At 70.0% G+C, this 24,892-nt stretch carries 19 protein-coding genes and 1 pseudogene; 5 read left to right on the top strand and 15 right to left on the bottom strand.

Annotated features, from left to right (window positions below; all coding sequences use genetic code 11):
- Window positions 1-29: 29 nt before the first annotated feature.
- Entirely contained in the window at window positions 30-752 is a 723-nt protein-coding gene (locus tag OG522_RS07740; protein WP_329462200.1) for an SIR2 family NAD-dependent protein deacylase, read from the bottom strand.
- A gap of 78 nt (window positions 753-830) precedes the next feature.
- Window positions 831-1,325, bottom strand: a complete 495-nt coding sequence (locus tag OG522_RS07735) for an NUDIX hydrolase (RefSeq protein ID WP_329462199.1) — start codon at window positions 1,323-1,325, stop codon at window positions 831-833.
- A gap of 570 nt (window positions 1,326-1,895) precedes the next feature.
- Here OG522_RS07735 and OG522_RS07730 point away from each other — a divergent pair.
- Both OG522_RS07730 and OG522_RS07725 read left to right on the top strand, forming a co-directional pair.
- Window positions 1,896-3,050, top strand: coding sequence for a glycerate kinase (locus OG522_RS07730; RefSeq protein ID WP_329462198.1), 1,155 nt, complete (start codon window positions 1,896-1,898; stop codon window positions 3,048-3,050).
- A 192-nt stretch (window positions 3,051-3,242) separates the two neighbouring features.
- A complete protein-coding gene (locus tag OG522_RS07725) occupies window positions 3,243-4,763 on the top strand; it encodes an MFS transporter (protein WP_329462197.1) in 1,521 nt (506 codons plus the stop codon).
- Between the two features lie 118 nt (window positions 4,764-4,881).
- Here the strand turns inward: OG522_RS07725 and pssA are convergent, their stop codons facing one another.
- The 9 genes from pssA to OG522_RS07680 all read right to left on the bottom strand — a co-directional run bounded on the left by pssA (window position 4,882) and on the right by OG522_RS07680 (window position 15,711).
- A complete protein-coding gene (gene pssA, locus OG522_RS07720; RefSeq protein ID WP_329462196.1) occupies window positions 4,882-5,736 on the bottom strand; it encodes a CDP-diacylglycerol--serine O-phosphatidyltransferase in 855 nt (284 codons plus the stop codon).
- Complete coding sequence (locus tag OG522_RS07715) at window positions 5,723-6,379, bottom strand: phosphatidylserine decarboxylase (RefSeq protein WP_329462195.1); 657 nt, start codon at window positions 6,377-6,379, stop codon at window positions 5,723-5,725. The genes pssA and OG522_RS07715 overlap by 14 nt, the downstream gene beginning before the upstream one ends.
- A gap of 173 nt (window positions 6,380-6,552) precedes the next feature.
- Complete coding sequence (locus tag OG522_RS07710) at window positions 6,553-7,758, bottom strand: acyl-CoA dehydrogenase family protein (protein ID WP_329462194.1); 1,206 nt, start codon at window positions 7,756-7,758, stop codon at window positions 6,553-6,555.
- Window positions 7,759-7,760: 2 nt separating this feature from the next.
- Complete coding sequence (locus OG522_RS07705; protein ID WP_329467514.1) at window positions 7,761-8,285, bottom strand: MaoC family dehydratase; 525 nt, start codon at window positions 8,283-8,285, stop codon at window positions 7,761-7,763.
- A gap of 5 nt (window positions 8,286-8,290) precedes the next feature.
- A complete protein-coding gene (locus OG522_RS07700; RefSeq protein ID WP_329462193.1) occupies window positions 8,291-9,265 on the bottom strand; it encodes an HpcH/HpaI aldolase/citrate lyase family protein in 975 nt (324 codons plus the stop codon).
- A complete protein-coding gene (locus tag OG522_RS07695) occupies window positions 9,262-11,289 on the bottom strand; it encodes a protein meaA (protein ID WP_329462192.1) in 2,028 nt (675 codons plus the stop codon). Before OG522_RS07695 ends, OG522_RS07700 begins: the two co-directional genes overlap by 4 nt.
- 14 nt (window positions 11,290-11,303) lie before the next feature.
- Window positions 11,304-12,641: a crotonyl-CoA carboxylase/reductase gene (gene ccrA / locus OG522_RS07690; RefSeq protein ID WP_329462191.1), complete on the bottom strand. Its 1,338-nt coding sequence runs from the start codon at window positions 12,639-12,641 to the stop codon at window positions 11,304-11,306.
- Window positions 12,642-13,031: 390 nt separating this feature from the next.
- Window positions 13,032-13,838, bottom strand: a complete 807-nt coding sequence (locus OG522_RS07685; protein ID WP_329462190.1) for a TetR family transcriptional regulator — start codon at window positions 13,836-13,838, stop codon at window positions 13,032-13,034.
- 91 nt (window positions 13,839-13,929) lie between these two features.
- Window positions 13,930-15,711, bottom strand: coding sequence for a 3-hydroxyacyl-CoA dehydrogenase family protein (locus tag OG522_RS07680; RefSeq protein ID WP_329462189.1), 1,782 nt, complete (start codon window positions 15,709-15,711; stop codon window positions 13,930-13,932).
- 490 nt (window positions 15,712-16,201) lie between these two features.
- Between OG522_RS07680 and OG522_RS07675 the strand changes: the two genes are divergently transcribed.
- Window positions 16,202-16,786 (top strand): adenylosuccinate lyase, encoded by a 585-nt coding sequence (locus OG522_RS07675; protein ID WP_329462188.1) that lies wholly within the window; start codon window positions 16,202-16,204, stop codon window positions 16,784-16,786.
- Window positions 16,787-16,814: 28 nt separating this feature from the next.
- On the opposite strand, the pseudogene OG522_RS07670 reads toward OG522_RS07675, so the two are convergent.
- The 4 genes and pseudogenes from OG522_RS07670 to OG522_RS07655 form a co-directional block, all read right to left on the bottom strand.
- A pseudogene (locus OG522_RS07670) lies at window positions 16,815-17,408 on the bottom strand (Rv2578c family radical SAM protein); the annotation flags it as partial.
- Between the two features lie 22 nt (window positions 17,409-17,430).
- Window positions 17,431-19,419, bottom strand: a complete 1,989-nt coding sequence (locus tag OG522_RS07665; protein WP_443074819.1) for an APC family permease — start codon at window positions 19,417-19,419, stop codon at window positions 17,431-17,433.
- A 135-nt stretch (window positions 19,420-19,554) separates the two neighbouring features.
- Window positions 19,555-20,106, bottom strand: a complete 552-nt coding sequence (locus OG522_RS07660; RefSeq protein ID WP_329462186.1) for a hypothetical protein — start codon at window positions 20,104-20,106, stop codon at window positions 19,555-19,557.
- Window positions 20,107-20,194: 88 nt separating this feature from the next.
- Window positions 20,195-21,760 carry a Na+/H+ antiporter gene (locus tag OG522_RS07655; protein WP_329462185.1) on the bottom strand — a complete coding sequence of 522 codons (1,566 nt, stop codon included), beginning with the start codon at window positions 21,758-21,760 and terminating at the stop codon, window positions 20,195-20,197.
- A gap of 274 nt (window positions 21,761-22,034) precedes the next feature.
- On the opposite strand from OG522_RS07655, the gene kdpF reads away from it, so the two are divergent.
- Together kdpF and OG522_RS07645 are read left to right on the top strand one after the other, a co-directional pair.
- Complete coding sequence (gene kdpF / locus OG522_RS07650; protein ID WP_329462184.1) at window positions 22,035-22,124, top strand: K(+)-transporting ATPase subunit F; 90 nt, start codon at window positions 22,035-22,037, stop codon at window positions 22,122-22,124.
- A gap of 235 nt (window positions 22,125-22,359) precedes the next feature.
- Entirely contained in the window at window positions 22,360-24,861 is a 2,502-nt protein-coding gene (locus OG522_RS07645) for an ATP-binding protein (protein WP_443074818.1), read from the top strand.
- Window positions 24,862-24,892: the final 31 nt, after the last annotated feature.

Genomic DNA, 24,892 nt, shown 5'->3' with positions numbered 1-24,892 from the left:
GCCGTTCTTCTCGGGCTCCATCGGCCGCCCTACCGGAGCTCGCCCAGGAGCTGGGGCAGCGCCGTGCCGATCGGCTCCCTCACGATCTCGTCCGCGAGCGCGTCGTACGGGGTCGGATCGGCGTTCACGATGACCAGCCGGGCACCGCCGTCCGCCGCGATCCCGGCGAGTGAGGCGGCCGGCTGCACCTGAAGAGTCGTACCGACCGCGATGAACACCTCGCAGGCCTTGGCGATGGCCATCGCCTGGGCGAGCACCTCCGGGGCGAGGCGTTCACCGAACATGACCGTCGCCGACTTGAGGATGCCCCCGCAGACCGTGCACGGCGGGTCGGCCTCGCCCGCCGTGACCCGCGCCAGCGCCTCGGCCATCGAGGACCGCGCATGGCAGCGGGTGCAGGTCACCGCCCGTGCGGTGCCGTGGAGTTCGAGGATCTTGCGGTCGGGGAAGCCCGCGCGCTGTTGCAGCCCGTCGACGTTCTGGGTGATCACCCGCACCGGCGCCCCGGACCTCTCGAACTCGGCGACGGCCCGGTGGGCCGCGTTGGGCTCGGCCTTGAGGGCGGGGCTGTCGCGGCGCATCAGCCACGACCGGCGCCGGATCTCCGGATCGGCCATGTAGGAGGCGTACGTGACCAGCTTCTCGGCCTCCGGATCGCGCCGCCACAGGCCGTTCGGCCCGCGGTAGTCGGGGATCCCGGAGTCCGTGGAGATCCCGGCCCCGGAGAGAATCGCGACGAGTGGCTTGCCCATGCGGGGAGCGTAGGCGGCACCGCGGCGGACGGCGAACGGTTTCTGGGCGAGGCCGTACCGCGGGCGCACGCAGGCCCCTCACCTCACCGCCGGGCGCCCGTTCTCCAGCTCGACGGCGCCGTGGTTCTTCGTCACGGCGTCGAGCGCGGCCACTACGCGGTGGCACAGGGTGGCCGGCAGGTGGTCGGGCAGGTCCTCGCGGGGGACCAGGCGCCAGGAGAGCAGTTCCTCCTCCTGGAGGCGGATCGTCTTCAGGCGCTCGTCGTCGAGCACCCCGCCGTCGAAGATGTAGGCGACGATCGGCGGCCGCGCGGGGCCGTGCGCCCAATCCACCGCGAGCAGCCTGCCCAGCTCCACGTCGAGGCCGATCTCCTCGAACGTCTCACGGCGGGCCGCCCCGCGCGGGGTCTCGTCGGTGTCGGACTCGATGGTCCCGCCGGGCAGCCCCCAGCCCTCCCGGTAGTTGGGCTCGACGAGCAGCACCCGGCCCCCGGCATCCCGGAACAGCGCGGCGGCCCCGGCGAGGACGCGGGGCAGGCCCGCGATGTAAGTGACGTAGTCGTTGTCGGTCATGGTGAGCAGGGTAGGGCGCCTGGCAGGGGAGGCCGGGCGGTATGGCGGGCCCGCCCTTGTCAGGGCTGACCAGGGCCCGAACTGTCTTCACCCATACGGGACTTGGTGGTCCGGCGCAACCGGTGGTTCAGGGCCGAGGCTCGCGCGGTGATGGCGTCGCCGACGATCGCCCGTAGCGCGACGCCCATGCGGTGCGGCCGCTCCGGTGCACCGCGCCCGCGAGGCCGGCCGCTCCCGGTGGATTCGAGTCCCGAGAGGGCGGAGTACGAAAGCCGCCGAGAGCCAGCCGATGATGACGAGCTGCGTGCGCGTGGTCTGCGAGTCGCCGACGTTCGCGGTGATGTGGAGTCGGGGCGGTTCGGTCGGCGGGGTTGGGCCGTCCGGGCGGGGTGCCTCCAGGCGAAATGATCGATCGAATCCCTGCTCATGGCGCCCCACTATGGTGTGGAATGTTCTGATTTTGTGGGGTGCCATGGCGTTCGTGGAGGCTGCCAGCTATGGGCAGGCGCGCACCGGGCGGATAGGGTCTGAAGCGGCGCGACTGCCTGTTCGAAAGCAAGGGATAGCAAGGTGACGGACGGCGCAGTTTTGGAGACCGCCCGCGTACTCGTGGCGGCGGACAAGTTCAAGGGCTCGCTCACGGCCGTACAGGTCGCGGAGCGGGTGACGGCCGGGCTGCGGCGGGTCGTCCCGGATCTGCGGGTGGAGACCCTGCCGGTCGCCGACGGCGGCGACGGCACGGTGGCGGCCGCGGTGGCGGCCGGATTCGAGCGGCGCGAGGTGCGGGTAACCGGGCCGCTCGGTACTCCGGTGACCGCCGCGTACGCCGTCCGCGACGGTGTGGCCGTGGTCGAGATGGCGGAGGCCTCCGGGCTCCAGCATCTTCCCGCGGGCGTCTTCGCGGCGCTCACCGCCACCACATACGGCTCCGGTGAGCTGCTGCTCGCAGCGCTCGACGCGGGCGCGCGGACCATCGTGTTCGGCGTGGGCGGCAGTGCGACGACCGACGGCGGCGCGGGCATGCTGGCCGCGCTCGGCGCTGTTTTCCTGGACGCCTCGGGTGAGCCGGTCGGTCCCGGCGGTGGCGCCCTCGCGCAGCTCGCGTCGGCGGACTTCTCGGGCCTGGACGCCCGCTTCGAGGGCGTGGAACTCGTCCTCGCCAGCGATGTCGACAATCCGCTGACCGGTCCGAAGGGAGCCCCCGCGGTCTACGGTCCGCAGAAGGGCGCCTCGCCCGAGGACGTGGCGATCCTGGACGCGGCCCTGGCCCACTACGCCAAGGTCCTCGAAGCCACCCTCGGTGCGAAGGCCGCCGAGGCGGCGCTCGCCCCGGGCGCCGGTGCGGCCGGCGGCATCGGCTACGGCGCACTGGTTGCGCTCGACGCCACGTTCCGGCCCGGCATCGAGGTCATGCTGGATGTGCTCGGCTTCGCGCCGGCGCTGGCCGGCGCCACCCTGGTGATCACCGGCGAGGGCTCCCTCGACGAGCAGACCCTGCACGGCAAGGCGCCGGCCGGTGTGGCCGCCGCTGCGCGCGCCGCCGGAATCGAGGTCGTCGCGGTCTGCGGCCGCCTCGCTCTCCAGCCCAAGCAGCTCGGCGACGCGGGCATCCGTCGCGCCTACGCACTGACCGCCCTTGAGCCGGACCCCGCGAAGTGCATGGCCAACGCGGGCCCGCTCCTGGAGCGCGTCGCTCAGACCATCGCGGAGGACTTCCTGCGGTAGTCCCCACCGGGACTGCCCGTACCGCTGGTACCTCGGCACGAGAAACGGCCCCCTACGCGAGCGATCGCGTAGGGGGCCGTTCGTCTCCCTGCCCGCACACCCCGCCGCCTCCGCGCCCGCACCGGACATAGCAGGAGCACCCCTCTGCCAAGCTATGAGACACTAATGTCTCATTCGATACGGGAGTGTTCCATGACTGCGCACCTCGACCCCCGGCGCTGGGCCGTCCTCGCAATTCTGTCGGGCAGCCTGCTGCTCATCGCCATGGACACCACGATCCTCAACGTCGCCTTCCCCTCCCTGGTCGGCGACCTGCGTCCCAGCTCCGTACAGCAGCTTTGGATCATCGACATCTACGCCCTCGCGCTCTCCGGCCTGCTGGTCACGGCCGGTGCGCTCGGCGATCGCTGGGGCCGCAAGCGCCTGCTGCTCATGGGGTTCGGCATCTTCGCGGCCGCCTCGCTGATGGCCGTCTTCGCCACGGACGCCTGGCACGTCATCGCCGCGCGGGCGCTGCTCGGCGTCGGCGGTGCCGCGATCATGCCCGCCACCCTGTCGATCCTGCGCCATGTCTTCACCGACGCCCGTGAGCGGGCCTTCGCCTACGCGGTGTGGGCCGCGGTGTTGGGCGGCGGCATGGCACTGGGCCCGGTCGTCGGGGGACTGCTCGTCGAGCAGCAGGGCTGGCACTCCGCGTTCCTGATCAACATCCCGGTGGCCCTGGTCGTCATCGCGCTGGGCGCGCGGCTGATCCCCGAGTCCCGCCAGCCCCGTGCCGGGCGCTGGGACTGGTGGGGTGTGGCCCAGTCGGTCGTCGGCATGCTCGCGCTGGCGGGCGGCATCAAACAGCTCGGCAAGGGCGGCCCGGCCGACCCGCTCGCCTGGGCGCTGCTGGTGCTGGCCGCTGTGACGCTGACGATATTCGTCCGACGTCAGCTGAAACTGCCCCAACCGCTGCTCCAGGTAAGGCTGTTCGCCAACCGCTCGTTCACCATCGCCGCGGTCTCGATCTTCCTCGGCATGATCGCGCTGGGCTCCGCGCTGTTCCTGGTCACGCAGTGGTTCCAGTACGGGCAGGGGTACACCCCGCTGGAAGCGGGCGTGCGGCTGCTGCCGGCGCCGCTCGGTCTGATGGCCACCTCGATGACGACCCCGGCGCTGATGCACCGGTTCTCCATCCGGTACGTGCTCGGCGGCGGCTTGCTGCTCATGACCGCCGGGCTCGCGCTGCCCTGGTTCCTGGGCCGGTCCGGAGCCCTCGGATACCCGGCGATGGCCCTCGCCCTCGCCGTGATCGGCTGCGGCGTCGGTATCGCCACCACGGCCGCCTCGGTCACGCTGATGGCCTCCGCGCCCGCGAAGGACGTCAGCGGCGCGGCCGCCGTCGAGGAGACCTGCTACGAGCTGGGCGCGGCCATGGGCGTGGCCGTACTCGGCAGCGTGGCGACGGCCCTGTACCGGGCGCACCTGCCCGACCTGGGCATCGACGGCCCGGCCGACCAGGCCGTGCGCGACTCCGTCGGGGAGGCCGCGCACGTGGCCTCCGGGATCGGCGGCCCCGCGGGTTCGGCGCTCCTCGGCAAGGTCGCCGAGGCCTTCACAGCGGGCATGACGCCGACGTTCCTGCTCGCCGCGGTGCTTCCGCTGGCCGCCGCCGTACTGGCCTGGGCGAAGATCCCGAGGGACCTCCGCCCCACGGAACACGCCCACTGACCGGATCAAGCCCGCCCGGCGTTCGAGGGCCGAACACGGCTGTGCCCACCGAAGCGGGCACACGAAAGGGGCCCCGGGTCGAAGAACCCTGGGCCCCTTTGCCGAGCAGTGTGAGCGCCTACGGCAGCTGCGCCGCCCGCGCCTCACGGCGGTTGTCGCGGAAGCTGTTCACCCGCCGGGCCGTCGCGAAGAGGGGGATGGTGGCGGCCAGGACGATCTGGAGCGCACAGCCGGTCTGGAGCAGCATCTGACCGCCGGGGGCGTCGAACGCCCACGCCGCGAGCAGCCCCATCGCACCGATGATCCAGCTGAGCATCGCCACCGCGAGGACGCCCCGCGGCTTGGGGTACTCGACCCGGCTCACCATCAGCCAGGCGACGCCGATCACGGCGAGCAGCGTCGGGACGAACGGCAGCTCAAGCAGGACGATCGAGACGACCGTGAGCGCGCCGAACGGGCTCGGCATGCCCTGGAACATGCCGTCCTTCATCGTCACGCACGAGAAGCGCGCGAGTCTGAGCACCACGGCGAGCAGCACCGTGATCGCGGCGACCGCGGCGACCCGCTGGTGGGCGTCGTCCGCGACCATTCCGTAAACGAGCACGAAGTAGGCCGGGGCGAGCCCGAAGCTGATCAGGTCGGAGAGGTTGTCCAGCTCGGCACCCATCGGGGAGCTGCGCAGCTTGCGGGCGACGAGACCGTCGCAGAGATCGAAGATCGCCGCGAGCAGCATCAGGATCACGGCGGTCGCGGCGGAGTGCCGCGCCATGCCCGTCTCCTGGCTGCCGGACAGGTGCGGGATGAGGATGCCCGTGGTGGTGAAGTACACCGCCATGAATCCGCACGTGGCGTTGCCCAGTGTGAGGGTGTCCGCTATCGACAGCCGCAGCGACAGGGGCATCTCCTCGACGTCGTCCTCGGACTCCGCCTCGGGGACCCAGCCGGCCTGTGTCTCGGGATCAATCACGGTCAATTCGAGTCACCCCCGCCGTGGTCGCCTGACCGACCTCGACCGCGACCTCGACACCCTCGGGGAGGTAGATGTCGACCCGCGAGCCGAAGCGGATGAGGCCGATGCGCTCGCCCTGCTCCACCTTGGTGCCCTGGGGGATGTACGGCACGATGCGGCGCGCGACCGCACCGGCGATCTGCACCATCTCGATGTCGCCGAGCTCGGTGTCGAAGTGCCAGACAACGCGCTCGTTGTTCTCGCTCTCCTTGTTGAACGCCGGAACGAAGCCACCGGGGATGTGCTCCACGGACGTCACCGTGCCCGCGAGGGGCGCGCGGTTGACGTGGACGTTCAGCGGGCTCATGAAGATCGCGACGCGGGTGCGTCCGTCCTTCCACGGCATGATGCTCTGCACCACACCGTCGGCGGGAGAGATGACCCGCCCCTGCGTGATCTCACGCTCGGGGTCGCGGAAGAACCACAGCATGCCCGCCGCGAGGACGGTGGTGGGCACGGCGACGATCGCGGCGCCCTTGGAGCGGCGGGATCGGGCCAGGCTGATGGCAGCGGTGGCGACGGTCGGCAGAAGCCACGGCGAGGCTCCGCGAGCAAGGCGTCCCTTGAGGAAGCCGTCGCGTGGTGCAGAGGTTTGGCTGTGGGGCATGGATGACCTTCGTAGCGGATGATGCCGCGCTGGCAACGGGGGACGGCGGCTGGTTTACCGGCGATGGTATCGGTTGCGAGCCGCAACTGGGCAAGCCAGAAGCCGAGTCGGCGGCCGGAAGGCGATGACAGGGTGTGATCTTCTTCGCGGCCAAACCGACCTAAAAGCGGCAATCAACCCTGGAACCGGTACTCCTCGAGAAGCCGGCGACCGATGATCATTTTCTGGATCTCGGCGGTACCCTCACCGATGAGCAACATCGGCGCCTCGCGGTACAGGCGCTCGATCTCGTACTCCTTGGAGAAGCCGTAGCCGCCGTGGATACGGAAGGCGTCTTCCACCACCTCCTTGCAGTACTCGGAGGCGAGGTACTTCGCCATCCCTGCTTCGAGGTCGTTTCGCTCCCCGGAGTCCTTTTTGCGTGCTGCGTTGACCATCATTGCATGGGCGGCTTCGACCTTGGTAGCCATCTCGGCGAGCTTGAACTGAATGGCCTGGTGCTGGGCGATCGGCTTGCCGAAAGTGTGACGTTGCTGGGCATAGGAGACACCGAGCTCAAATGCACGCTGAGCGACTCCGCAACCACGTGCCGCGACGTTGACGCGGCCGACTTCGACGCCGTCCATCATTTGGTAAAACCCTCGGCCGGTGACCCCGCCGAGCACGCGATTGGCCGGAACCCGCAGGCCGTCCATGATCAGCTCGGTGGTGTCGACGCCCTTGTATCCCATTTTGTCGATCTTGCCGGGAATGGTCAGACCGGGGCGGACCTCTCCGAAACCCGGCTCCTTCTCCACGAGGAAGGTCGTCATCGACTTGTGGGGCGCGGTCCCCTCGGGGTGTCCTTCGTCACTCCGGCACAGAACGGCCACCAAGGACGACGTTCCGCCGTTGGTCAGCCACATCTTCTGGCCGTTGAGGACGTACTCCTCGCCGTCCTTGACACCCTTGGACGTGATCGCCGACACGTCCGAGCCGAGCGCCGGCTCGGACATCGAGAACGCGCCGCGCACCTCGCCGAGCGCCATCCGCGGCAGGAAGGTGTCCTTCTGCTCCTGGGTGCCGTGCTGCTTGAGCATGTACGCCACGATGAAGTGCGTGTTGATGATGCCGGACACCGACATCCAGCCACGCGCGATCTCCTCGACGCACAGTGCGTAGGTGAGCAGCGACTCACCCAGGCCCCCGTACTCCTCGGGGATCATCAGGCCGAACAGGCCCAACTCCTTGAGCCCCTCGACGATCTGCGTCGGGTACTCGTCCTTGTGCTCCAGCTGGGTCGCGACCGGAATGATCTCCTTGTCGACGAAGTCCCGTACGGTGGCCAGGATTTCCTGCTGGACGTCGGTCAGACCGGCGGTCTGCGCGAGACGGGCCATGGCTACTTCTCCGTCTTCTTGGCGGGCTCAATGAGCTCGGGGCGGCCGGGCTGCTCGCCGCCGCGCTCCTTGATGTACGTCTCGGTCGGCACCATCACCTTGCGCCGGAAGACGCAGACCAAAGTGCCGTCCTGCTTGTAGCCCTTGGTCTCGACATAGACGATCCCGCGGTCGCTCTTGGACTTGGACGGGGTTTTGTCGAGCACCGTCGTCTCGCCGTAGATCGTGTCGCCGTGGAAGGTGGGCGCCACGTGCTTGAGCGACTCGACCTCCAGGTTGGCGATCGCCTTGCCGGACACGTCCGGCACGCTCATGCCGAGCAGCAGCGAGTAGATGTAGTTGCCCACGACGACGTTCTTCTTGAAGTCGGTCGTCTTCTCCGCATAGTTGGAGTCCATGTGGAGCGGGTGGTGGTTCATGGTGAGCAGACAGAAGAGGTGGTCGTCGTACTCGGTGACCGTCTTTCCGGGCCAGTGCTTGTAGACGGCGCCGACTTCGAACTCTTCATAGGTGCGGCCAAACTGCATGGTGCTCACGCCTCCGGGATCTCGAACTTCGACGTGCGCCGCATGCCCGCAGCCCGCCCCTTGCCGGAGATGACCAGGGCCATCTTGCGGCTGGCCTCGTCGATCATCTCGTCGCCCAGCATCGCCGAGCCCTTCTTGCCGCCCGCCTCGGACGTGCAGTACTCGTACGCGTCCAGGATGAGCTCGGCGTGGTCGAAGTCCTCCTGCGAGGGCGAGAAGATCTCGTTCGACGCCTCGACCTGGCCCGGGTGCAGCACCCACTTGCCGTCGAAGCCGAGCGCCGCGGCACGCTTGGCGACCTCGCGGTAGCCGTCCACGTTGCGGATCTGGAGGTAGGGGCCGTCGATCGCCTGGAGGTCGTTGGCGCGCGCGGCCATCAGGATCTTCATCAGGATGTAGTGGTAGGCGTCCGCGCCGTACCCGGGCGGCTGCTCGCCCACGACCAGCGTCTTCATGTTGATGGACGCCATGAAGTCGGCCGGCCCGAAGATGATCGTCTCGGTACGCGGCGAGGCCTCGGCGATCGCGTTGACGTTGTTCAGGCCCTTGGCGTTCTCGATCTGCGCCTCGATGCCGATCTTGCCGACCTCGAAGCCCATCGTCTTCTCGATCTGGGTCAGCAACAGGTCCAGGGCCACGACCTGCTGGGCGTCCTGGACCTTCGGCAGCATGATGCAGTCCAGGTTCTGCCCGGCGCCCTCCACCACCGTGACGACATCGCGGTACGTCCACTCGGTCGTCCAGTCGTTGACGCGCACCACACGAGTCTTGCCCGTCCAGTCGCCCTCGTTGAGGAACTTGACGATGGTGTGCCGCGCCTCCGGCTTGGCGAGCGGGGCGCACGCGTCCTCCAGGTCGAGGAAGACCTGGTCGGCCGGCAGACCCTGGGCCTTCTCCAGGAAGCGCGGGTTCGACCCGGGGACCGCGAGGCAGGAGCGGCGAGGGCGGAGCCGGTTGACGGGGGTGACAGGGGTGCTCATGCGGGGACCTCCAACGGGTCGAGCTTGTTCGCTTTCCGGATCTCGTCGACGATACGGCCGATGATCTCCGTGATTCCGAAGTCCTTGGGGGTGAAGACGGCGGCGACGCCCGCCGCGCGCAGGTCTTCCGCGTCCGCCGGCGGAATGATCCCGCCCGCGATCACCGGGATGTCGGCCGCGCCCGCGTCCCGCAGACGTACCAGGACGTCCGGGACCAGCGCGGCGTGCGAGCCGGACAGGATGGACAGACCGACGCAGTGCACGTCCTCGGCGAGGGCGGCGCTCACGATCTGCTCGGGGGTCAGCCGGATGCCCTGGTAGACCACCTCGAAGCCGGCGTCCCGCGCGCGCACCGCGATCTGCTCGGCGCCGTTGGAGTGCCCGTCCAGGCCCGGCTTGCCGACCAGCAGGCGCAGCCGCCCCGAGCCGAGCTCCGAGGCGGTCCGCGCCACCTTCTCGCGGACCACGGCGAGCGGCGTGCCTGCCTCGGCGGTGACCGCCACCGGGGCGGAGGAGACGCCGGTCGGCGCCCGGAACTCGCCGAACACCTCCCGCAGCGCCTCGGACCACTCGCCGGTGGTGACCCCCGAGCGCACGCACTCCAAGGTCGCCTCCATGAGGTTGCCGGTGCCCTGGGCCGCCTCCTTCAGCTTCTCCAGCGCCTTGCAGGGGCGCGGGTGGTTGAAGGGCGGCTGGTAGCGGGTCTCGCGCCAGTCCTGGAGCGCGGCGACGACACGGGCCTCGACCGCCGGGTCGACCGTCATGATCGCGGCGTCCAGGTCGGCGGTGAGCGGGTTGGGTTCGGTCGACTCGTAGCAGTTGACGCCGACGATCTTCTCCTCGCCCGACTCGATGCGGGCCCGGCGTTCGGCGTGCGAGGAGACGAGCTGCGACTTGAGGTAGCCCGACTCGACGGCGGCGAGCGCCCCGCCCATCTCCTGGATCCGGCCGATCTCGGCGAGGCACTCCTCGACCAGGGCGCTCACCTTGGCCTCGATGACGTGCGAGCCCTCGAAGATGTCCTCGTACTCCAGCAGGTCGCTCTCGTGGGCCAGGACCTGCTGGATGCGCAGCGACCACTGCTGGTCCCAGGGGCGCGGCAGGCCCAACGCCTCGTTCCAGGCGGGGAGTTGGACGGCGCGGGCGCGGGCGTCCTTCGAGAGGGTCACGGCCAGCATTTCGAGCACGATCCGCTGGACGTTGTTCTCCGGCTGCGCCTCGGTCAGGCCGAGCGAGTTGACCTGCACGCCATAGCGGAAGCGGCGCTGCTTGGCGTCCTCGATGCCGTACCGCTCCCGCGTGATCTTGTCCCAGATGCGGCCGAAGGCGCGCATCTTGCACATCTCCTCGACGAAGCGGACGCCCGCGTTCACGAAGAAGGAGATGCGGGCGACCACATCGCCCTTGCGGTCCTCGGGGATCTGCCCGGAGGCGAACACCGAGTCGAGCACGGCGATCGCGGTGGACATCGCGTACGCGATCTCCTGGACCGGGGTGGCTCCCGCCTCCTGCAGGTGGTAGCTGCAGATGTTGATGGGGTTCCACTTGGGGATGTTGTTGACGGTGTAGCAGATCATGTCCGTCGTCAGGCGCAGCGAAGGCCCCGGCGGGAAGACGTGCGTCCCGCGCGAGAGGTACTCCTTCACGATGTCGTTCTGGGTGGTGCCCTGGAGCTTGGTGATGTCCGCGCCCTGCTCCTCGGCGACCACCTGGTACATGGCGAGCAGCCACATCGCGGTGGCGTTGATCGTCATGGAGGTGTTCATCTGCTCCAGCGGGATGTCCTGGAACAGCCGCCGCATGTCACCGAGATGGGACACCGGGACCCCGACCCGGCCGACCTCGCCGCGGGCGAGGATGTGGTCGGGGTCGTATCCGGTCTGCGTCGGAAGGTCGAACGCGACCGACAGACCCGTCTGACCCTTGGCGAGGTTGCGGCGGTAGAGCTCGTTGGACGCCTCGGCGGTCGAGTGACCCGCGTACGTCCGCATGAGCCACGGCCGATCCTTCTGACGCTCTGTCATGAGACTTCCCCGCCTCAGATGTTGCGGAAGCGGTTGATGGCGTCGATGTGCTGCGCGCGCAGTTCGGGGTCGCTGACGCCGAGGCCCTCGCGGGGGGCGAGCGCGAGCACGCCGACCTTGCCCTGGTGCAGGTTGCGGTGCACGTCGTAGGCGGCCTGCCCGGTGTCCTCCAGGGAGTACACCTTGGAGAGGGTCGGGTGGATCTTGCCCTTGGCCACCAGGCGGTTGGCCTCCCAGGCCTCGCGGTAGTTGGCGAAGTGCGAGCCGATGATGCGCTTCAGGGACATCCACAGGTAGCGGTTGTCGTACTCGTGCATGTAGCCCGAGGTGGAGGCGCAGGTGGTGATGGTGCCGCCCTTGCGCGTGACGTAGACGCTCGCGCCGAAGGTCTCGCGGCCGGGGTGCTCGAAGACGATGTCGATGTCCTCGCCGCCGGTGAATTCGCGGATGCGCTTACCGAAGCGCTTCCACTCCTTCGGGTCCTGGGTCCGCTCGTCCTTCCAGAACTTATAGCCCTCGGCGTTGCGGTCGATGATCGCCTCGGCGCCCATGGAGCGGCAGATGTCCGCCTTCTGCGGCGAGGACACCACACAGATCGGGTTGGCGCCGCCCGCGAGCGCGAACTGCGTGGCGTAGGAGCCGAGTCCGCCGCTGGCGCCCCAGATCAGGACGTTGTCGCCCTGCTTCATGCCGGCGCCGTTGCGGGAGACCAGTTGGCGGTACGCGGTCGAGTTGACCAGACCGGGAGCCGCCGCCTCCTCCCAGCTCAAGTGCCGCGGCTTGGGCATGAGCTGGTTGGACTTGACGAGGGCGATCTCGGCGAGGCCGCCGAAGTTGGTCTCGAAGCCCCAGATGCGCTGCTCGGGGTCGAGCATCGTGTCGTTGTGGCCGTCGGAGGACTCCAGCTCGACCGACAGGCAGTGCGCCACGACCTCGTCGCCCGGCTGCCAGGCGTTGACGCCGGGGCCGGTGCGCAGCACGACGCCCGCGAGGTCGGAGCCGATGATGTGGTGCGGCAGGTCATGGCGCTTGGTGAGCTCGCTGAGCTTGCCGTAGCGCTCCAGGAAACTGAAGGTGGACACCGGCTCGAAGATCGACGTCCAGACCGAGTTGTAGTTGACCGAGGAGGCCATGACGGCCACCAGGGCCTCGCCCGGCCCGAGTTCGGGGATCGGCACCTCGTCCAGGTGCAGGGACTTGCGGGGGTCCTTGTCGCGGGTGCTGAGCCCGGCGAACATCTCCGTCTCGTCCTTGTGCACGGTGATCGCGCGGTACGACTCGGGGAGCGGCAGAGCGGCGAAGTCGGCGGAGGTGGACTCCGGCGACTGGATCGCGTCCAGGATTTCCTTCACGGTGTTGCCTCCGTCGAAGCGCCCGTAGGGGGCGTTGAGGGTCTTCGGGGGTGGTGCTGTGGAGGTGTGCCGTCGGTTCGGCGGTGTGGTGCAAGTACGGCAGCGCCGGGTGGGCGCGGGAGGGTTGCCTGTGACGCAGGCGTCCGGGCGCACGCGCCTGTGATGGCTTGTGGGGACAGCCGACGTACGAGAGATCTCTGCACGCCGGCCGCCCGGACAACATCAACGTATGACACCCCGTGCCAACTGACAAGGCACTGCGTGCCAACAATTTCTCTCAGTTGCGTAATGACCTGCGCAGATGAGCGATGATCGATCGTTGCAGGTCAGCGGATACGCCGATGGCCGCATCCCTCGGTGAGGGATGCGGCCATCGGGGCGGAACGCCGGCTACCGGTTTTTCAGGGCCTGCTTGATGCTCTGCATGATCTCCTCCAGCGGAGCGTCCGTGCGGGCCACCGCGACCAGCACCTCGTCACTGGTCGACACGGTGGCCGCGGCGGGCTTCGGCTCGGCCGTGCGGCCCGCTCCTATCCCCGACCCGAAGGTGTCGCGGACGATGGCGAAGGCGTGGTCGAGCTGGGTCTCCACATCGCCCTGGCCGCCGGCCCGCAGCCAGCGGCGCAGTACGTGGTTGTGCGCGGTGACGACGGCGGACGCGGCGACCTCGGCGAGCAGCGGGTCGTCGTTCCCCGGCTGGTGGTCGTGCTCGTCGAAGTGGCCGAGCAGATAGCGGGTGAAGAGGCGCTCGTAGCGGGCGACCGAGGCGATCTCGGCCTCGCGCAGGGTCGGCACCTCGCGGGTCAGCTTGTAGCGCGCCACCGAGACCGCGGGGGAGGCCGCGTACATCCGCATGACTTCCTTGATGCCCCGGCACACGGTGTCCAGCGGATGCTCGTGCGGCGGCGCGGCGTTGAGCACCGCCTCGGCCCGCACCAGGGTGTCGTCGTGGTCCGGGAAGATCGCCTCTTCCTTGGAGCGGAAGTGGCGGAAGAAGGTGCGCCGGGCCACCCCGGCGCGGGCCGCGATCTCGTCGACGGTGGTGGCTTCGTAGCCCTTCGCGGAGAACAGCTCCATCGCCGCGGCCGCCAGCTCCCGGCGCATTTTGAGGCGCTGGGCGGCCGCCCGGCTGCCCGCGGCACTTTCCGGGGCGTCGGGCACAGCATGTGTACGGGAGGACCTGGCTGGCTGGGGCATGGACCGAACGTACTGCATATGTGCAGGAAGTCGCGTCCCAGGGGGCGGGCTGCCCGGAGGTTGCAGCAGCCCGCCCCAGCCCGCGTCGGGATCAGCGCCGGGCATACTCGCGGAATCCGCGGCCCGTCTTGCGGCCCAGGCAGCCCGCCGCGACGAGGTGTTCGAGCAGCGGCGCGGGCGCCAGGCCCGGGTCGCGGAACTCGGCGTGCAGCACCTTCTCGATGGCCAGCGAGACATCGAGACCGACCACGTCCAGAAGCTCGAACGGGCCCATCGGGTAACCGCCGCCCAGCCTCATCGCGGCGTCGATGTCGTCCAGCGTCGCGTAGTGCTCCTGCACCATCTTGATCGCGTTGTTGAGGTACGGGAAGAGCAGCGCGTTGACGATGAACCCGGCGCGGTCGCCGCAGTCCACCGGGTGCTTCTTGATCTTCGCGGTGACCTCGCGGACGGTGGCGTGGACCTCGTCGGAGGTGAGCACCGTACGGACCACCTCGACCAGCTTCATCGCGGGTGCCGGGTTGAAGAAGTGCATCCCTATGACGTCCTGCGGGCGCGAGGTGGCGCGGGCGCAGGCGACGACGGGCAGCGAGGAGGTGGTGGTGGCGAGCACCGCGCCCGGCTTGCAGATCTTGTCGAGGGTGGCGAAGAGCTGCTGCTTGACCTCCAGGTCCTCGGCCACCGCCTCGACCGCGAGGTCGACCTCGGCGAACGACTCCAGGGCGCCGGCGGCCGAGATCCGGTTCAGGGTCTCCTCACGGGCTTCCTCGGTGAGCCGGCCCTTCTCGACGGAGCGCGAAAGCGACTTGGCGATACGGGACTTGGCGGTCTCCGCCTTCTCCAGGCTGCGCGCGGCGAGCACCACGTCGTACCCGGCCTTGGCGAAGACCTCCGCGATACCGGACGCCATCGTCCCCGAGCCGGCCACGCCGACCGAGCGGATGGTGCGGCCGCCGCCCGCGCCCGCGATGCCCGCGGGAGTCTGGGCGTCCGCCACCACGACCGAGCTGCCCTCGGCCTCGTACGTGTAGAAGCCGCGGCCCCTCTTGCGGCCGGTGAGCCCGGCCTCGGTGAGCTGGCCGAGGATCGGCGCGGGCGCGTGCAGCCGGTCGTGCGAGGCGGAGTACATCGCCTCCAGGACGGTGCGGGCGGTGTCGATGCCGATCAGGTCGAGCAGTTCGAGCGGGCCCATCGGCAGCCCGCAGCCCAGCTTCATCGCGGCGTCGATGTCCTCGCGCGAGGCGTACTTGGACTCGTACATCGCGGCGGCCTGGTTGAGGTAGCCGAAGAGCAGCCCGTCGGCGACGAAGCCGGGGCGGTCGCCGACCGCGACGGGCTCCTTGCCGAGGTCGAGGGCGAGCGCGGTGACCGCGTCGACGGCCGGGGGAGCGGTGAGCACGGACGAGACGATCTCGACGAGCTTCATCGCGGGTGCCGGGTTGAAGAAGTGCAGGCCGAGGACGCGCTCGGGGTGTGCGGAGTCGGCGGCGAGCCGGGTAACCGAGAGCGCGTTGGTGCCGGTCGCCAGGATCGCGGTGGGCGCGATGATGGTGTCGAGCGCGTGGAAGACCTGCTGCTTCAGTTCGTACGACTCGGGCACGACCTCGATGACGAGTTCGGCCTCGGCGGCGGCCTGGAGGTCGGTGAAGGTGCGGAACCGGGCGAGGATGTCGCCGCGCTCCCGCTCGGTGATCCGCTCGCGGGCCACCGCACGGGCCGTGGAAGCCTCCAGCGAGACGACGGCCTGGCGGGCGGCGCGCTCGCTGATGTCGATGCCGATGACCTCGCGGCCCGCACGGGCCAGGACCTCGGCGATGCCGGTGCCCATGGTGCCGAGGCCGACGACGGCGACAGTGTTCAGGGGGATGTCCATCACGGGACTCCAGGGATGAGTGACGACTGAGAGAGGGCGCACGCGACCGGCATCAGGGGGCGCTCGAATACGCCAACGGGCGCACGGCGTGCGGGAGTTGTGTCGTGGTGCAAGGGGCCGACGACCCTGTCCCGGGGCGCGTCGTACAGAACTGCCGAACCGACGAACACTCGCGGTGGCTGCGTCACCAGGCCACCGGAGTCTGCGGGGGTTACCCGCTCACTTGAGGTTAACTGGCGAGTAACGAGCGCGCCAGCCCCCCGACGCCCGGAGTCGATGTGATCTGGCTCGCCCCAGCCGTGCGGCTAGCGGGTGCCGTTCCCGTCCGGCAGGACCCGTGCCGGGCAGCGCGCGTACGACCCCCACCCCGGTGGGGAGGAAAACAGGAGAGCCACCCGGAGCGGGTGGCCGCAACGCGACAGGTTCACCGGCGGACAGAGAATCCCCTGTGCCCCAGTGCGGGGAGGCGGAGGTCAATAGGGTTTTGGACATGGATGAGGAGTTTCGGTCGCTCGTGGACCGGGTGCGGAGCGAGAGCGGCGGGTCCACGGCGTTCGAGCGGCTGATCGCCACCGTCGACCACGGCGAGCTCGCGGCGGTGCTCACCGAGCCCCAACGCCCGCTCTGGGCACGGGAGATAGCCGCGTTCCGGCTCGGCGTCGCGGGCGACCGCAGGGCCTTCGAATCGCTGGTACTGCTGCTCAACCACCGCGATCCGGAACGGTGCGTGAGCGCCGCGCACGCGCTCGCCCGGCTCGGCGACCCGCGCACGGCGCGCGCGGCGGCGGCCCTGGCGACCAATGAACTGCGCACCGCCTACGCCCTGCACCCGGTCCGTCTGCTCACCGCACTGCGCGCCCCCGAGTCCGTACCGGCCCTCGTCAAGACCCTGCGGCCGCTGCTCTCGCCGCACACTCCCTACGGGCGGGTGGCCCTCGCCTGCATCGAGGGGCTCGGCGAACTCGGTGACAAGAGGGCGGTGGACGTCCTGACCGAGGCCCTGGCCCAGCCTCGCCTCGCCCGGTCGGCGGCCTGGGCGCTGCGTCGCATCGAGGCGAGCCGGGGCCGCTCCTAGCTCCGCCCGGCCGACGCCCCCGCCCGGGTCAGAGCAGCGTGAGCTGCGTCGGCTCCGGCAGGGCGGCCTCGGCCGGGGGAGGCGGGATGCGGCGGGAGGCGCCGCGCCGGGCCGGTCCGATGCCGAACTCCGTGGCCAGTTCGTGGACTTGCCCGGTGATCCGGCGCTGGTACCACTTCGGTGCGTAGGCGCCCTGCGCGTACAGCCGTTCGTACCTGCGCACCAGATGCGGATGGTGCCGGCCGAGCCAGGCCATGAACCACTCGGGGGCGCTGGGCCGCAGGTGGAGGACGAGCGGGGTCACGGAGCTCGCGCCCGCGGCGGCGATCGCGCGGACGGTGGCGCGCAGCTGGTCCGGATGATCGCCGAGGAACGGGATCACGGGGGCCATCAGGACCCCGCAGCCCAGGCCGTGCTCGGTGAGGGTGCGCACGACGTCCAGACGGCGCTCGGGGGCGGGCGTGCCCGGCTCGACCGTGCGCCACAGCTCCCGGTCGACGAAGCCGACCGAGACCGAGATGCCGACATCGGTCACCGCGGCCGCTTCCTTGAACAGCTCCAGATCGCGCAGGACCAGCGTGCCCTTGGTCAGGATGGGGAACGGGTTCGCGTGATCGCACAGCAGGCACGGCAGTTGGGCGGGATCAGTTGCGGCGGGCGGGCGGGTTCCCGTGGTGGGGGGCGGTTGGTTCGCCGCGGCGGACGGAGCCGGGGGCGCGGGCGGCGGGGTGGTCGGCGTGGGCGGCGGAGGTGAGCTGCCAGGGGACGCTGGTGACCATGACGCCCGGGGTGAAGAGCAGGCGGCTCTTGAGCCAGAGGGCGGACTGGTTGTGCAGGAGGTTCTCCCACCAGTGGCCGACGACGTATTCGGGGATGAAGACGGCGACCACGTCGCGGGGGCTCTCGCGGCGCATGGTGCGGACGTATTCGACGACCGGCTTGGTGATTTCCCGGTAGGGGGAAGCCAGGACCTTCAGGGGGATGTCGATGTCGAGTTCGGCCCAGCGCTGCTGCAGGTCGCCGGTCTCGGTCCTGTCCACGGCGACCGTCAGCGCTTCGAGCCGGTACGGCTTGAAGGCGCGGGCGTAGGCGAGGGCTCGCAGGGTCGGCTTGTGGATGGTCGAGACGAGGACGACCCCCAACACCCTTGACGGGGGGACGAGTTCGTCACGGGGGTCGGCCACGGCCAGCTCGGTGGCGGTGCGGTCGTAGTGGCGCCGGATGCCCCGCATCATCACCCACAGGATCACTGCGGCGACCACGGCGAGCCAGGCGCCCTGGGTGAACTTCGTGATCAGCACGATCACCAGCACCAGGGCGGTGACCACGGCACCCAGCGAGTTGATCACCCGCGCCGACTGGTGGCGGCGCCGTGCGGCCGGGTCGGGTTCGGTGCGCAGGGCGCGGTTCCAGTGCCGCACCATGCCGAGCTGCGAGAGCGTGAAGGAGGTGAACACGCCGAGGATGTAGAGGTGGATGAGGCTGGTGACGTCCGCCTTGTACGCCCACAGCAGGGCGCCCGCGACGACGGCGAGGGCCAGGATGCCGTTGGAGAAGGCGAGCCGGTCGCCCCGGTTGTGCAGCTGGCGGGGCAGGTAGCGGTGCTGGGCCAGGATCGAGGAGAGCAGCGGGAAGCCGTTGAAGGCGGTGTTCGCGGCCAGGATCAGGACCAGGGCGGTGGCGGCCTGGATGAAGAAGAAGCCGATGGAGTTGTCGCCGCCGAAGACCGCAGAGGCGAGCTGGGCGATCACTGTCTTCTGCGTGAAGGTCTCGCAGTTGCCGCCGATGCCGGTCAACTGGCAGGAGTTTTGGGTGATGTGGACCTTGGCGACGATGGCGAGGGTGGTGACACCTACGAACATCACCACAGCGATGATGCCCATCGCCGCCATGGTGGACGCCGCGTTCTTCGACTTCGGTTTGCGGAAGGCGGGCACTCCGTTGGAGATCGCTTCCACGCCCGTCAGTGCCGTACAGCCGCTGGAGAAGGCGCGCAGCACCAGCATCAGCAGGGCGAGCCCGGTCAGATGGGCGCTGGACGCCTCCGGTTGGATGCCGTACGCGGCCGACTCTGCGACCGGCGCGTCCCCGAGCACGTACCGGATGAGGCCGGTGGCGACCATGATGATCACGCCGCCGATGAAGAGGTAGGTCGGGGCGGCGAAGGTGCGGCCCGACTCGCGGACGCCGCGCAGGTTCATCGCCGTGAGGATTGCGACGAAAGCGAGCGCCAGGAGCACGCGGTGCTCGGCCAGCGAGGGGATGGCCGAGATGATGTTGTCGACCCCGGAGGCGACCGACACTGCGACCGTCATGACGTAGTCGACCAGCAGCGATGCCGCAACCACCAGTCCAGCTGAGGGGCCGAGGTTGGTGGACACCACCTCGTAGGAGCCGCCACCGCTCGGATAGGCGTGCACGACCTGCCGGTAGGAGAGCACCACCACCGCCATCAGCGCGACCACCCCGGCCGCGATCCACGGCGTGAAATGGAGGTAGGCCAGCCCGCCGAGGGTCAGGACGAGCAGGATCTCCTGCGTCGCGTAGGCCACGGAGGACAGCGGGTCGGAGGCGAAGATCGGCAGCGCGAGCCGCTTGGAGAGCAGCGTCTCACCCAGCTCCTCGCTGCGCATGGCACGGCCGATCACGAGGCGCTTGAGGACGCCGGTCACGTTGAACACGGCGTGAGCGTAGGAAACGGGACAGCGGGTTGGCCGTTAAGAGCCCGTCAAGGTTTCAGGAAATTATCACAAAACAGCATGAAATGCCTACTTCAAGCCGGAGAGCTTGAACACAATGCGGGCGGATTCCCGGTCCACCCGGGCCGCCATCTGCCGCAGGGCGGTCTCGCCGCAGCGCAGGGTGCCGCGCTCGATGCTGGTGCGGGCGTCGGTGTCGACCACGGCCCACAGCGGGGGATTGGCGATCAGTACCCGTGGGTCGATCTCGGCCCGGTTGCCGTCGGCGTCCCGCAGCACCAAGCGCTGCGCGACACCGTTGGACCAGCGCACCGAGACCAGCCGGTCGGTGCGGACCCCCGACTGGCGCCACAGGCCCCGCGAGACGAGGAGGCCGGGGGCGGCCGATACCCGGGCCGGCCAGAGCACCGCGAACAGCAGGGCGCCCAGGACCAGCCACAGTGCGACGCGCACATCGGTGAGCGTGCCCGCCACCTCGTCGACAGCTGCCAGCAGGGCGAAGAGCAGCGTGCCGTAGCCCACGGCCGAGCGGGCCTCGCCCGCCCAGGTGATGTCGTACGCGACCGGCTGGGGCGGCATCGCCCGGTTCCTCGCCGTGTCACTGGTCGTCCTTCGTCCCATGGCCGGACCGTAAGCCCGCGGGGACGGAGCCGCATCACGCCGCGGCCAGTCTTGATGCGGGCCTGACGACTCTCTGACGCGGATCGGGTCAGGCATCTGCGAGCCGGGCCTCTTCCAGGTCGAGGGAGCGCTGGAGGCGGCGCCGGGTGGTGTCGCTTATGCGATGGTCGTCGTAGAGCCGCTGGAGCTCGGCGGATTCCACGAGGATGAGGTCGCGGCGCAGCTGGCGGTAGACGTGATCGGCGGACTCGGTTCGGCCGTCGCTGTCATCGAGGCGTTCGCGGGCGTGTTCCTGGCGGGCGTGCAGGGCGCGGCGCAGTCGGTCGGTGACGACGTCGGGGACGGCTTCGAGTTCGGATATCTCCTCCAGGCGGCGCATTCCGGCGTCGGCGAGGCTGAGACGTGCGTGGGCTTCTTCGCGTTCGGTGTGGTCGGGTTCGAGGGCGATGCCGGAGCGGCGTACGACCGTGGCCAGTGTGAAGCCCTGGACGACCAGGGTCACGACCACCACGGAGCTGGTGAGGACGAGGACTAGGGGGCGGCCGGGGAGCGCGGCGCCGCTCGCCGTGGCGACGGGGATGGACAGTGCGGCGGCCAGGGGCATGACACCCCGGGTGCCGGCCCAGGAGAGGACCGCCGGGATCCGCCAGTTGGTCCTGCGGCGGCCTGCCTGTCGCTGGAGCAGCGCGGACATGGGAAAGACCCACAGCATGCGGACCGCGATCAGCGTTGCGGCCAGGGCGAGGGCGTACAGCGGCCACAGCCGGGCGCCGTCGCCGAGTTCGCGTATGAGGCCGGGCAGTGAGAGGCCGATGAGGCTGAAGACCACGCTTTCGAGCAGGAAGACGACCGTGCCGTACACGGCGTCGAGCTGGAGGCGGATGCGGGCGCTGGTCAGGCGGTCGGAGCGGCCGCCGAGGAGTACGCCCGCCACGACGACCGAGGTCACGCCGGAGGTGTGGGCGCCTTCGGCGAGCACGTACGCCGCGTACGGTGTGACCAGGGCGATGACCGTCTCCAGGACCGGATCCTCGGTTCTGCGGCGGATCAGCGCCACCACCCCGGCGACGGCCGCGCCGATCAGAGTGCCGCCGCCGGCGAGGAGCGCGAACTCGCCGCCCGCACCACCCCAGGAGACGGCGGAGGCGGCCACGGCGACGCCGACCGCGACCTTGAACAGGACGAGCGAGGTGGCGTCGTTGAACAGGCTCTCGGCCTGGACGAGGACCTGGACCTTGGGCGGCAGCGCGAGGCGTCGGCCGAGCGCGGTCACTGCCACCGGGTCGGTGCTGGCCAGGACCGCGCCGAGCACCAGGGCCATCTGCCAGGACAGCGGGGTGACGACCGAGGCGACGAAGCCGACGATCGCCGCCGAGGCCAGGACGAGGCCGATGGCGAGGATGCCGACCGGCTTCCACACCACGCGCAGTTCACGCCAGGAGATCTCCTCGGCGCTCGCGTACAGGAGCGGCGGGAGCACCACGAGGCCGATGATCTCGGGTGTGACGTGGATTTCCGGGGCGCCCGGCAGCAGGGCCACCGTGAGGCCCGCGACGACCAGGAGCGACGGCGCGGGAATGCGCCAGCGCCGGGCGCCGGTGGCCACCAGGCTGGCGAGCACCACGAGAAACAAGACCGTACCGACGCTGCGCATGCCGCCCCCGGGAACCCGTACCCAATGACTCGGGCCCGTCGGGCCCGAACGCCGACCAGACTTCCCGGCACACCGCCTTCACCCTACCGACAGGTGAGTCATCAAGACCTCGTCAACGAAATGCCCTTCCTCGACAGAGAAGCGTCAAGGCTCATGTCCCGAAGGGGGAGAGGGGGAGTTTCGTTGAGTGGGGCGGGTCCGGCGGCTTCCGTCGCAGTCGCCCCATGTGACTTCACGGACCGCATGCACCGCCTGGCCAGGGAGCTGAACGCTTGTGAGCGTCGAGAATGTCGTCGGACTGTGCATCGCCGTGTGTCTGCTGGGCTATCTGATCGCGGCGTTGATCTTTCCGGATCGGTTCTGAGGGGCCCGGGGGCGGTCGTCTCGATGGGGTCCGGGTCGTGTCCGTCCGGCGCGCACGGTCGGCCAACACCCGTTCATGTGACGGCACTTGGGTCAGAGATGCATCAATGTCCGCAGGTCCGCCGCCCTTGCCGAACCATTTCCGGCGATGATCGGAAGCACACATCGCGCCCCGGCGCCCCCGGTCTCCCCGGGAGGCCGGGGCGCGCGTATGGCGTGAGGAGGCGTGTGCTGTGGTGGTGGAGCCCGAGATTCCTCCCGGAGGGCAGGAATCCGGCAGGCCGGGTCGGCTGAAAGTCTTTCTCGGGGCCGCCCCCGGGGTGGGCAAGACCTACCGGATGCTGGACGAGGCCCGGCGGCGCACGGACCGCGGCACCGATGTTGTGGTGGCGTACGTCGAGTGCCACAAGCGCCCGCACACCCTGGCCAAACTCGCTGGTCTGGAGGTGCTGCCCCGCACCCAACGCACCTACCGGGGCGGTGAGTTCGAGGAAATGGACCTCGACGCGGTGCTGGAGCGCCGGCCCCAGGTGGCGCTCGTCGACGAGTTCGCGCACTCGAATGTGCCGGGCGGGCGCAACGCCAAGCGGTGGCAGGACATCGAAGAGTTGCTCGCTGCCGGGATCGACGTCGTGACCGCCGTGAACATCCAGCACCTGGAGTCCCTGAAGGACGTGGTCGAGAAGATCACCAGGGTGCCGCAGCAGGAGAACGTCCCCGACGAGGTGGTGCGGCGCGCCCACGAGATCGAGCTGGTGGACATGCCCGCCCCGGCGCTGCGCCGCCGCATGGCTCACGGCAACATCTACTCCCCCGAGAAGGTGGACGCCGCCCTCGCCAACTACTTCCGGGTCGGAAACCTCACCGCACTGCGGGAGCTGGCGTTGCTGTGGGTGGCGGACAGTGTGGACGATGCGTTGCAGAAGTACCGCTTCGAGCATGGCATCGACCGGGTGTGGGAGACCCGGGAGCGGGTGGTCGTCGCCCTGACCGGCGGCCCGGAGGGTGAGACCCTGATCCGGCGGGCGGCCCGGATCGCCGACCGGTCGGTGGGCGGCGACCTGCTCGCCGTGCACATAGTGCGCAGCGACGGCCTGGCCGGCGGGGCCTCACCGGCTGCCCTCGCCCGGCAGCGGACCCTGGTCGAGAACCTGGGCGGCAGCTACCACTCCGTTGTCGGCGACGACATCCCCACCGCGCTCCTCGAATTCGCCCGCGCCGAGAACGCCACCCAGCTCGTCCTGGGCACCAGCAGCCGCGGCCGCCTGGAACGGTTCGTGACCGGGCGCGGTATAGGAGAGACGATCGTCGCGCTGTCCGGGGACATCGACGTGCACATGGTCACCCACGAACGGGCGGGCAGGGGAAGGCTGTTGCCCTCCCGCAGACGCACCCTGTCGACGCGCCGGCTCATCGCGGGGCCGGTCGTCGGCCTGATCCTGCCGGTGGCCCTCACCTTCCTGCTCGACCACACCCGAGGCGCCCTCAACCTCACCAGCGAAGCCCTGCTCTTCCTGCTCGCCGTCGTCGCGGTGGCCTGCGTGGGTGGCGTGGTGTCCGCCGTAGTCGCCTCCGTCACCGCCTCGCTGCTCCTGAACTACTGGTTCATCCCGCCGGTCGGCCAGTTCACCCTGACCAGCCTCAACAGCGTGCTCGCCACGGTGGTGTTCGCGGTGGTCGCGGGAACGGTCGCGGCCGTCGTGGACCGCTCGCTGCGGCTCTCGCGCCGCTCGGCCCGCGCCACCGCCGAGGCCGAGACCCTCTCCTCGCTCGCCGGGTCGATCGTCCGGGGCGACCAGGCGATCCCGGCCCTGCTGGAGCGGACCAGGGAGACCTTCGGCATGGACGCCGCCGAACTCTGCGACGAACCCGTGCCGGACGACGGCTCGGTCGTCCAGGTCCCGGTCGGCGAGCGGGCGCACCTCGTGCTGCGCGGCCGCCCCCTGCCCTCCTCCGAACGCAAGGTCCTGACCGCGTTCGCCGCGCACGTCACCGTCGCCGTCGAGCGGGCCCAACTGGCCGAGGCCGCCGCCGAGATCGAACCGGTCAGGGCCGCCGACCGCATGCGTACCGCCTTGCTCGCCGCCGTCGGCCACGACCTGCGCACCCCGCTCGCCGCCGGATGGGCCGCCATCGCCTCCCTGCGCAGCCGCGACGTCGACTTCAGCGACGAGGACCGGGACGAACTCCTCGCCACCGCCGACGAGTCGATGGCTCGCCTGGCCCGACTCATCGACAACCTCCTCGACATGAGCCGCCTGCAAGCCGGGGCGCTGAACCTGAGCCTGCGAGCCACCGCCCTGGAGGAGGTGCTGCCGCTGGCCCTGGACTCACTCCCGCCCGAGTCACCCGCGACAGACATCCAGTGCCTGGACACCGTCCCTGCCGTACTGGCCGACCCACCCCTCCTCGAACGGGTCGTCGCCAACCTCCTGAGCAACGCGGCCCGCCACACCCCGCGGGGCGAGACCGTCCTGCTCACCGCGAGCAGCCTTGACGACCGGGTCGAGGTACGGGTCATCGACCGCGGCCCAGGGCTGCCCGCCGAAGACCGCGAGCGCGCGTTCGTGCCGTTCCAGCGGCTCGGTGACTTGGACAACACCACGGGCGTGGGCCTCGGCCTCGCGCTCGCTCGCGGACTCACGGAAGCGATGTCCGGCACGCTCACCCCCGAGGACACCCCGGGCGGCGGCCTGACGATGGTGCTGTCCCTGCCTGCGGCCGGCCTGGGGGACTAGGCGTACCCCGGGGAGGATCTTGTGGCGCAGG

Origin of the sequence: Streptomyces sp. NBC_01431, assembly GCF_036231355.1 — a bacterium.
Classification (GTDB): domain Bacteria; phylum Actinomycetota; class Actinomycetes; order Streptomycetales; family Streptomycetaceae; genus Streptomyces.
This window is presented reverse-complemented; position numbering and strand designations above follow the sequence as displayed.

What these genes read in the sequence shown, in the direction of transcription:
- OG522_RS07740 (WP_329462200.1), bottom strand. Translation starts at nt 752, where the DNA reads ATGGGCAAGCCACTCGTCGCGATTCTCTCCGGGGCCGGGATCTCCACG.
- OG522_RS07735 (WP_329462199.1), bottom strand. Translation starts at nt 1,325, where the DNA reads ATGACCGACAACGACTACGTCACTTACATCGCGGGCCTGCCCCGCGTC.
- OG522_RS07725 (WP_329462197.1), top strand. Translation starts at nt 3,243, where the DNA reads ATGACTGCGCACCTCGACCCCCGGCGCTGGGCCGTCCTCGCAATTCTG.
- OG522_RS07715 (WP_329462195.1), bottom strand. Translation starts at nt 6,379, where the DNA reads ATGCCCCACAGCCAAACCTCTGCACCACGCGACGGCTTCCTCAAGGGA.
- OG522_RS07710 (WP_329462194.1), bottom strand. Translation starts at nt 7,758, where the DNA reads ATGGCCCGTCTCGCGCAGACCGCCGGTCTGACCGACGTCCAGCAGGAA.
- OG522_RS07705 (WP_329467514.1), bottom strand. Translation starts at nt 8,285, where the DNA reads ATGCAGTTTGGCCGCACCTATGAAGAGTTCGAAGTCGGCGCCGTCTAC.
- OG522_RS07700 (WP_329462193.1), bottom strand. Translation starts at nt 9,265, where the DNA reads ATGAGCACCCCTGTCACCCCCGTCAACCGGCTCCGCCCTCGCCGCTCC.
- OG522_RS07695 (WP_329462192.1), bottom strand. Translation starts at nt 11,289, where the DNA reads ATGACAGAGCGTCAGAAGGATCGGCCGTGGCTCATGCGGACGTACGCG.
- OG522_RS07685 (WP_329462190.1), bottom strand. Translation starts at nt 13,838, where the DNA reads ATGCCCCAGCCAGCCAGGTCCTCCCGTACACATGCTGTGCCCGACGCC.
- OG522_RS07680 (WP_329462189.1), bottom strand. Translation starts at nt 15,711, where the DNA reads ATGGACATCCCCCTGAACACTGTCGCCGTCGTCGGCCTCGGCACCATG.
- OG522_RS07675 (WP_329462188.1), top strand. Translation starts at nt 16,202, where the DNA reads ATGGATGAGGAGTTTCGGTCGCTCGTGGACCGGGTGCGGAGCGAGAGC.
- OG522_RS07665 (WP_443074819.1), bottom strand. Translation starts at nt 19,419, where the DNA reads ATGCGCAGCGAGGAGCTGGGTGAGACGCTGCTCTCCAAGCGGCTCGCG.
- OG522_RS07660 (WP_329462186.1), bottom strand. Translation starts at nt 20,106, where the DNA reads ATGGGACGAAGGACGACCAGTGACACGGCGAGGAACCGGGCGATGCCG.
- OG522_RS07655 (WP_329462185.1), bottom strand. Translation starts at nt 21,760, where the DNA reads ATGCGCAGCGTCGGTACGGTCTTGTTTCTCGTGGTGCTCGCCAGCCTG.